The organism is Belnapia sp. F-4-1, from assembly GCF_000802185.1.
Lineage (GTDB): Bacteria > Pseudomonadota > Alphaproteobacteria > Acetobacterales > Acetobacteraceae > Belnapia.
Genome location: NZ_JROR01000034.1, coordinates 1 through 6,844, shown reverse-complemented (window position 1 = coordinate 6,844; position 6,844 = coordinate 1). Strand labels below are relative to the sequence as shown.

Sequence of the window (6,844 nt, the reverse complement as noted above, 5' to 3'; positions counted from 1 at the left end):
CGGATGAGTGGCGGGCCGCCCCTCCCCAGCGGGGAAGAAGCCGGCCCATTCCCGCTCGAACCAGTCCCAATCGATCAGCGCCGCCAGTCGAACCAGCTCATGCCGCCCATCGATGATCTCGACGAGGCGCGGTCGTAGAAGATCGGCCTGTTCTGGCGGGCGCGGGCGATGCTTCATGCCCGCCAGAATCGCAGGCTTTGCCGTCCATTCCAATCAAACCTTGCAATTCTACAGCGTTCAAACCGGCGAAGCTCCCAGGCAGATCAGTGGGTCGGGAGTTGTTCAGGGCCGACTACCTACCTGTTCACACTGGTACCATTAAATGTTTCCGCGGCCTCAAAACGAGGCCGCGGCCAAGTACACACCTATATCCGCCACATAGGGGAGATTTTCCAGGATCTATTAGCTACCCTGTCTGCAAAGCTATTTTCAAATAGGCGCGAGCCCGTTCTTCGATGCCACCATTTGCTTCGCTAACACGACGATAATGATCGGCGCTCGTCACATGGCTATAATGTTTTTCGACCGTTTCTACCGAGTCATTGAGAAATCCCGCTACGGTTGTATAGTCACCTGGGTGTCTCTTAAGCCAATCTGTCGCAGTAATATGGCGGAAGGCGTGTGGACCAACATGTAGGTTCCAAACTTTCTCAAGAAATCTGAGCCGGTACGTGAGCGCAGCCTCAGTCAATTTCGGTGGCGGCGAGCAAGTATTATCCCAGTCGTAAGGGGAAGTCGACAATACGAAAGACTCAAGTTTGCGATGCTCCGGCAAAAGGGGATCATAACCGAATGTTTGCATCCAAGCTTCATAATAGGCTGAAAAGAAACGTTGTCCCTCGTCACCGATATCGACAGCGTAATCCTCACTTAAAGATCGACGATTTTTAAATTCGCTCGCATCGATATATATTTTCCACCGCCCTTTTTTAAGGAATAAATTCTTTGTCCATTTAATATTTGTCCAGTTACTTGCTCTTAGTGGTACAAGCGTCAGGGCTGCCAAAAGGAAAATTCGATACTCATGTGCAAAGCGGCGCCGCGCTGTTGTCGAGTTATTGGGTCTTTCGTCCTCAAGGTATAGAATTGTTGGCCAAACTATTTCTTCCAAAGGCCTATCGTAATCCAGTAATGTTTTAAGTGTTATGTAAGATGCCCTTCCCCGTCGGCGACGGGATTTTACACTTCGGCCGCGATGAAGTAATGCCACTTTCTGTCGAACAGATTTCATTTGCTCGTCACAGTACGCAATCCAATCCTCCGATGTTTTTGGTGCATCAATACCCAGAACACCGAATAGGTCGTTCCATACAGACCGTTGCGCAAACCGAAGATAGCCATTTGTCCCATTCATCAACATGGAGTATCGAAGAAAATCCATATCGATTTGGCCAGTGCTTCGACCTCGACGGGTTGTTTTGAAATCGAGGAATCGATTGAAGTTCACCGCCTGCATCAAATGACTAATCTTAAGGTCTGCGATAGGAATACCTAGGCCGCGATGCCTCTCGTCCGGCGCATCTGCGGGTAATGTCGCAAATCCGCCAAAGCTGCGCACCATCTCAAGAAACATTTTTCGACCGTGCGATTCGGTAGAAGGTTGGCCAGTTGAATTAGTCCAGGCTGTGGTCGCAACTATTTCAACAAATGACCCATCCAGCTGTTCCAGTCGGATTTTGCCGCTGCTGTTACTGCTGCGCCAAACCAGAAATTCATCTATGCGATCCTTTAGCTGAACCGGCACAGCCTTAAGATAATACGGTAAGTTTACCAAAATCCTATTTTGTTTTCCCCAGCTAAGCTCAGACGGAGTGCTGAGGTCGAAAAGTTGTTTCGGCTGCCATCGACCCGGCTCTGGCGCATCTTTGATCTGAGATGATGTAAACAAAATATACTCGTGCCTCAGCCGTTTTAGGGCAGCACGCCGATTCTGTTCGGTTCGTGCACCGATTCTACGATTTCCATAAGCACAGTTGAAATGTGCGATTGCGTCAGCACCAGTAGCGGACAGAAGCAAATCTTTTCCGTATTGACCTGGGAACGAATACTCCCAACTGCGTAGGGAAGTGATTATGCGATAAATCTCCGGTTTACAAAACTTGCGCCTAAGAAGTGCCTCGAAAGGCGCCCAGCCGTAGTCTAACATATCAATTTCGGTATGCGGCGGCCGCACAGCCCAACGTGGCTCAGGATTTATAGCCTGCCATGGCAGGTCGTGTCGGATGGGCGGGCGGCGATCATTCTGGGAAGTCATAGGGAGTTCTCCTGAGTGAACTGCTTCGCGGTTGGAAGCACACCACAGGACTAACCTCCGGCTGAACGGGGTCACAACCCGTAAGCACTTGAAAAATGGGCCTCATTTTGCGAAACACGAAAGGAGCGGAAAGTGACACCTAGCTCGTCAAGCTTGGAGCGGGCGTTTGCGCAAGCACGCTTTGCTGTTCAAACGACGAAACTCAGACGGTTTGAATTGGCCTGCGAAATGCGAATATGCGTGTGCCGGAATTGGGCTGAGGCAGCACCCACGTTCCCTGCCGGGGAGCACCTTCGATTGCAAGAAACCAATCCGAAAACGCATCGACTTCCTGCTTTGGGCAACAACGCAACTTGATGGAGGCCATCACCCGTCGGCAACCAACTTCGTAATAAAGTCAGAGCACACCAATGCACCGCTTGGTGCCACAAGATCACTTCCGAAAGATCCTTGGGCGCTTATAATCGACTGAAAATTCTACTTTTAAGAGAAGATCAGTTATGCAATTTGGCCGTGCCAACCACGAAGACACTCATTTGTACTCATGCTTGATGAACTACGCGAAATGCGAAGAGGAACGCTGCGGTAATATTGCATAATCGGAATTTTGGGGGTTAGATCGATCAGTATAACTTATATGTTACCCAGGATCATTCGTGGCGTTTTCGTATCTGCGGTTGTTTTTCTTACAAAATTCTAGCCATTTAGTGGCCTTGCTGCGTTGGTTGCTCGTATGGGCGGCTGCGAGTAGCGTTGGCCGGGGCGAGACCTCTTCATTTTGCAGGAGCATCGCTCTCGCCGTTCACAGCGAACGCCGCTCGGCGCCACCACATCCCGAAGCAGCGGCACCGGGTGACTAACTGGACCAAGTACGATGCAGGACTGCGCGCCCGCGGCAGCCTCACCGTGTGGTTCACGCCGAAGGCGGTCGAGGCTCGGACCGCCGAGCTGCGCACCGGCCGGGGCGGGAAGCTTGCCTACTCCGCGCTGGACATCGCCAATGCCCTGACGCTGCGGGCAGTGTTCCGCCTGGCGCTGCGCCAGACCGAGGGCTTGATCGATTCCAATCTCCAGCTGCTCGGCCTCGACCTTCCCGTGCCGGACCACTCCACCCTCAGTCGCCGGGCCGAGACGTTGGGGGTGTCCCGCCAAAGGCGGGTAGCGCGCCCGTGCATCTGCTGGTGGATAGCACGGGGGCTCAAGCGCCGCGATTAGGGTGAGTGACTGGAAGAAAAGCACGGTACCAAGCGGCGCCGGGCCATCTTGTTGCAGGGGTCAGCGGCCTGGACACACCGAGCCCTGCTCGCGTCTAAGGTCAGCGGTCCGGATGTACTCCGGCCGCCCAAGCTCGAGCATGTGGTTCAGCACCTTGGTAGCGATGGCTACCTCGGTCGTCTGGCGCCCATCCTTTTGTGGGCGTAGCCCGTCACCGATGACGCGCTTCCATCTCGAGATGTCCGCCTCCACCAGGGCACGAAAGTTGTATCCTGACGCCCGCTGCCAGCCCATGCGCCCACGCTCGGCAATACAGCGCAGATGTGCATTCCGCCGTGTCGGCGCGGTCTCGACTGTGCCGCTCGGCACCGCATTCGCACGCGGCGGAACGATGATGGGGGCATCTGGATGTCGCGCAGCAACCTCGGCATAGACGTCGTCTCGGTCGTAGGCTCCATCGCCGGTAAAGGACGCCACGGAACCGTCGACCCCGTCGAGCAGGGAGCCAACTTGCGAGCCGTCATCGGCATCCCTGCTGGTCAACACCGAGGTGACGACCTGGCCGGTGTCGGCGTCCGTGGCGAGGTGGAGCATCTTCCAGGCTCGGCGAAGCTTGGTGCCATGCTTCTCCTCCAGCCAACCGCCGGGACCGCACAGCCGCAGACCGGTGCTGTCCACCAGCAGATGCATCGGCTCGCGCCCGCAGCGTGGCCGCGGCACCCCCAGCGTCTCGGCCCGACGGCTGAGGGTGGAGTGGTCTGGCACCGCAAGGTCGAGGCCCAGCAGCTGCAGAATGGAGCCAATCAGCCCTTCGGTTTGGCGCTTCGCCAGGCGGAACACGGCACGTAGCGTCAGGGCGGTCGCGATCGCCAGGTCCGAATACTTCGCTTGACCACCCCCCGGCCAGTACGCGCCTCGGCGCGCCACCCTGCAATCGCCTCGGCCGTGAACCATACAGTCAGGCTGCTACGGGCACGCAGCCCGGCATCGTACTCAGCTGAGTTGGTGACCTTCTGGCGCTGCTTGGGGATGTGGTGCCGGCGATCGGCGTTGACCTTGAACGGCATGGCAGGCGTCCCTCACGGCTCGAGGGCTCCCTTCTCTGCCAGGCTACTCCAAGGCGCTGGCAGGCGTCCCTCACGGCTCGAGGGCTCCCTTCTCTGCCAGGCTACTCCAAGGCGCCCGACCGAGCGACTTATGCAACAAGATGCTCGCCCGCGTCGAAAGGCGAGTCGCTGGAGGTGGGGGGTCTACTGGCGCCTAGATCATCCACAGTCTGCACCGCCGCCGCCGGGGGGTCTGCTGGCGCTGTTGGGGGGTTTCCTTGCGAGACTCGAGGTTTTCCCGGGGGGTTTGCTGGCAGACTCTACTAATTAGATTTCAATTAGCTTCAAATAGCCTGCGCCAGTAGACCCCCCGTTGACGCCGGGGATAACCGCCCCCGATTGTGCCTGAAGATCAAGGATGCAGGGCATGTCTGGGGAGATTGACGCAGGAGTTCGGCAGTTGGTGCTGGTCCATGGCCGCGCGAAGGCCAAGACGATGGTCGAGCCTGAGCACCGAAGCCTTGTGGACATCACCGCCGAGGTCCTCGCTGATGACGAAGGCAAGATCGGCATTACCTACACCGGCTTCTGCCTCACCAGCTTACCGCACAAGCGTCTTCCTGATGAGCAGCTATGGGAGAAGGAAGGGCATAAGGTCACGCTGACCATCGAGCCAGGCCGGATCAAGAGAGCTGGGGCAACGCAGGCGAAGTATATCGGCGTGCCCTACGGCGCCCGTGCCCGCATGATCCTGCTGTACCTGCAGACCCAAGCGGTTCGCACCGGATCACGCGAGGTCGAGCTTGGGAGAAGCATGCGAGACTGGCTCGGGAGGATGGGGCTATCCTGGGGCGGTGAGACCGGCAAGGCTCTACGCGAGCAGGCTGCGCGCATTGCCCATTGCCATTTGAAATTTTCCTGGGAAGGCGAAGAGGCAGACGGATGGGTCAAAGGCGGCTTTGTGCGGTCCGGCCTCCGCTTCCATGCGGGTGGCAGGAACGACAGCCAGGGCGAACTTTGGGAAGACCGCGTCGTCCTTGATGAAGTCTTCTACGACAGCTTGAGGCGGCATCCTGTACCCCTTCGGGAAACCGCATTGCGGCAGTTGGCAGCGAAGTCGGCAAGCCTCGACCTCTACATCTGGCTCGCCTACCGGCTGCATACCCTGCAGAAGCCGACGCCCGTCCGCTGGTCGGCGCTCGCGCAGCAGTTCGGCAGCAACTATGGACGCCTCCGCAGCTTCCGCGAGCATTTCAGCAAGGCGCTAGCGCCGGCCGTCGCCGCCTATCCCGAAGCGCGAGTGGAAAGCGGCGATGACGGGCTCCTGCTCTTTCCGTCAAGATCGCCAGTCGCCCCCAAGCTCGTCTCCCTCGGCGCCAGTAAACCCCCCGTCCAAGGCCCCGGACTGTGGCCCAAACGCTGACCCATTGAAGGCGCGGCTGTGGCGGCAAGGTAACCAGCGAGGGGTCCGGCCTGCCGATCAAAGCCCGAGCTTCTTCGCCGGGCTGTCGCTGAGCAGCGTTGCCCGCCGGACGTAGGACTGCATTGTCTTCAGATCCTTGTGGCGGGTATGCGCCACCTTGTTGCAGTGGTCGGCGACTTGGGGCGCATCGGGTAGGATGAGGCTGGGGCGAGTTCCCCTTTACCCCCAGGGACCGCCCTCTTGCCCTTCAAAACGAACGCCGCTCGGCGCCATCACATCCCGAAGCAGAAGCACCGGGTGACCAACTGAGCCGAATACGATGCCGGCCTGCGCGCCCGCGGCAGCCTGACCGTCTGGTTCACGCCGGAGGCGATCAAGGCCTGAAAGGCCGAGCCACGTACTGGCCGGGTAAGCGTCCGGCCTCCATCGCCTTCCCTGGCCGCTGACGTGCGTTGAGGCTGGCAGCCTTAACGTCGGGCGTAAGGTCGGCTGTAAGGTCATGGGCAGCGGGACGGTCGAGATCATCACCGGGCGCGAGCGGCGTCGTCGTTGGAGCGTAGCGGACAAGCTCCGCATTCTGGCCGAATGCGATGCACCTAGTGTGCAGGTGGCAGAGGTGGCGGCCCGGCACGGCGTCTACCGCAGCCTGGTGTTCCAGTGGCGACGACAGGCCCGGGACGGGCTGCTGGTGGCCGGGCCGACGCCGGAGTTCGTGCCGGTCTGCGTCGCCGCCGATCGCCACGGCGAGGCGCTGCCGGAACCGGAGCCTGTACCGCCGCCGCCACCACCATCACCGCGCGTGACCACGGCGATCGAGATCGAGTTGCCTGACGGCACCCGGGTGCGAATGGGCGAAGAGGTCGGCCTCGTTGCCCTGCGGCGGGTGCTGGCGGCGCTGCGCGGGTG

4 protein-coding genes and 2 pseudogenes are annotated in these 6,844 nt (G+C 58.9%); 3 read left to right on the top strand and 3 right to left on the bottom strand.

Going from position 1 to position 6,844, the window contains the following annotated elements; genetic code table 11:
* Both LH62_RS30015 and LH62_RS30010 read right to left on the bottom strand, forming a co-directional pair.
* Nucleotides 1–177: pseudogene (locus LH62_RS30015) on the bottom strand (IS5/IS1182 family transposase); the annotation flags it as partial.
* A gap of 229 nt (nt 178–406) precedes the next feature.
* Complete coding sequence (locus LH62_RS30010; protein ID WP_144404312.1) at nt 407–2,254, bottom strand: hypothetical protein; 1,848 nt, start codon at nt 2,252–2,254, stop codon at nt 407–409.
* Nucleotides 2,255–3,106: 852 nt separating this feature from the next.
* On the opposite strand from LH62_RS30010, the gene LH62_RS00130 reads away from it, so the two are divergent.
* On the top strand, nt 3,107–3,469 hold the full coding sequence (locus LH62_RS00130; RefSeq protein ID WP_201445394.1) for a transposase: 363 nt from the start codon (nt 3,107–3,109) through the stop codon (nt 3,467–3,469).
* 60 nt (nt 3,470–3,529) lie between these two features.
* On the opposite strand, the pseudogene LH62_RS00125 reads toward LH62_RS00130, so the two are convergent.
* Nucleotides 3,530–4,536, bottom strand: a pseudogene (locus tag LH62_RS00125) (IS5 family transposase).
* A 406-nt stretch (nt 4,537–4,942) separates the two neighbouring features.
* On the opposite strand from LH62_RS00125, the gene LH62_RS00120 reads away from it, so the two are divergent.
* Together LH62_RS00120 and tnpA are read left to right on the top strand one after the other, a co-directional pair.
* Nucleotides 4,943–5,938 carry a replication protein RepA gene (locus LH62_RS00120; RefSeq protein WP_052213530.1) on the top strand — a complete coding sequence of 332 codons (996 nt, stop codon included), beginning with the start codon at nt 4,943–4,945 and terminating at the stop codon, nt 5,936–5,938.
* Between the two features lie 499 nt (nt 5,939–6,437).
* Nucleotides 6,438–6,844 (top strand): IS66-like element accessory protein TnpA (tnpA, locus tag LH62_RS00115; RefSeq protein ID WP_043358381.1); only part of this gene is annotated, 407 nt, incomplete at its 3' end.

Excerpts from the sequence above, each read along its gene's own strand:
- LH62_RS30010 (WP_144404312.1), bottom strand. The coding sequence starts at position 2,254 with ATGACTTCCCAGAATGATCGCCGCCCGCCCATCCGACACGACCTGCCA.
- LH62_RS00120 (WP_052213530.1), top strand. The coding sequence starts at position 4,943 with ATGTCTGGGGAGATTGACGCAGGAGTTCGGCAGTTGGTGCTGGTCCAT.